Origin of the sequence: Pseudescherichia vulneris (assembly GCF_902164725.1) — a bacterium.
Lineage (GTDB): Bacteria > Pseudomonadota > Gammaproteobacteria > Enterobacterales > Enterobacteriaceae > Pseudescherichia > Pseudescherichia vulneris.
The window spans coordinates 3,549,533-3,550,718 of sequence record NZ_LR607338.1; the positions used below are offsets into that span (position 1 = coordinate 3,549,533).

Annotated in this window: 2 protein-coding genes; both read left to right on the forward strand. The window is 56.7% G+C overall.

The features are described from left to right. Positions 1–96 precede the first annotated feature (96 nt). Positions 97–417 carry a capsid staple protein gene (gp10, locus tag FN633_RS14730; protein WP_154058221.1) on the forward strand — a complete coding sequence of 107 codons (321 nt, stop codon included), beginning with the start codon at positions 97–99 and terminating at the stop codon, positions 415–417. After that, positions 417–1,022 (forward strand): phage connector family protein, encoded by a 606-nt coding sequence (locus tag FN633_RS14735; RefSeq protein WP_154058222.1) that lies wholly within the window; start codon positions 417–419, stop codon positions 1,020–1,022. Before gp10 ends, FN633_RS14735 begins: the two co-directional genes overlap by 1 nt. The last annotated feature ends 164 nt before the right edge of the window (positions 1,023–1,186 follow it).

The following is a 1,186-nucleotide window of genomic DNA, read 5'->3' on the forward strand; positions in this document are numbered from 1 at the left end:
TGAAAGAGCGTATTGCCAAAAAGCGCAAAGAACTGGGCGTTTAAGCCTCGCGGGTAAAACAGAGGGGCTTCGGCCCCTTTCTTGCAGGAGTAGAGTATGGAACTGGTTAACCTGAAAAGCGGCACCGACACCTACCAGGACGAAAGCGGTAAAACGCAGACCCGTGATGATTATCCCTGGGGGCTGAGCATAAATTTGGACAACGAGACGCTTAAAAAACTCGGTGCCACGCCACAGGCGGTGGGCACTGAGGTGATGATCACCGCACGTGCGATCATCAAAAGCACCTCATCGCGGGAAACCGAAGAGGGCACCCGCCACGATGCCAGCCTGCAGATCACTGACATGGCTATGGCTCCTGCCCAGGCTGAGCAGCAGAAAAGCGCCGCTGACACACTGTATGGTGGAGGTGCGTAATGCCTTCCGTCATCGAGATCTGCAACCTCGCGCTAAGCAATATCGGCAACAGCCGCAGCATCAACAACCTGAACGAGCAGAGCAAAGAGGCCGGGGCCTGCGATCTGCACTATGAAAGTTGCCGAGACTCAGTTCTGGCAGACTTTGACTGGAACTTTGCCACCAAACGTGTGGCTCTGGCCGACACTGCGAATCCGCCACCGGACTGGCAGTATGCCTATCAGTACCCCACCGACTGCCTGCGTATCACGGAAATTATGGTCCCCGGCCACCGATACCCGACGGCGGCAATGCGCGTCCAGTATGAGGTCGGAGCTGACTATGCCGGTACCGGAAAGCTTATTTACACCGATCAGCCCAGCGCCTGGCTGAAGTACGTTTCCCGCGTGGCAGACGTCAACATGTTCGACGCTATCTTCGTTGAGGCCCTGGCCTGGCGTCTGGCGGCCGCCATCAACATGCAGTTGACCGGCGACGCATCCTTGGGCAACAACGCGCTGAACATGTACGCAAGAGTGATCCTGAGCGCGGGCACGCACAGCATGAACGAGTCCCAGGAACCGGTAGCGCCGGAGAGCGAATTTACTAATGCGAGGTTAAGCTAATGCCATTAAGCTGGATCCAACCTAGCTTTGCCGGTGGTGAGATCGGTCCGTCACTTTATGGTCGCGTTGACATGGCGAAATACGCCGTCGCTCTGCGCAAGTGCCGTAACTTCATAGTTCGCCAGTATGGCGGCGTCGAAAACCGCCCTGGCACGCGCTTTATT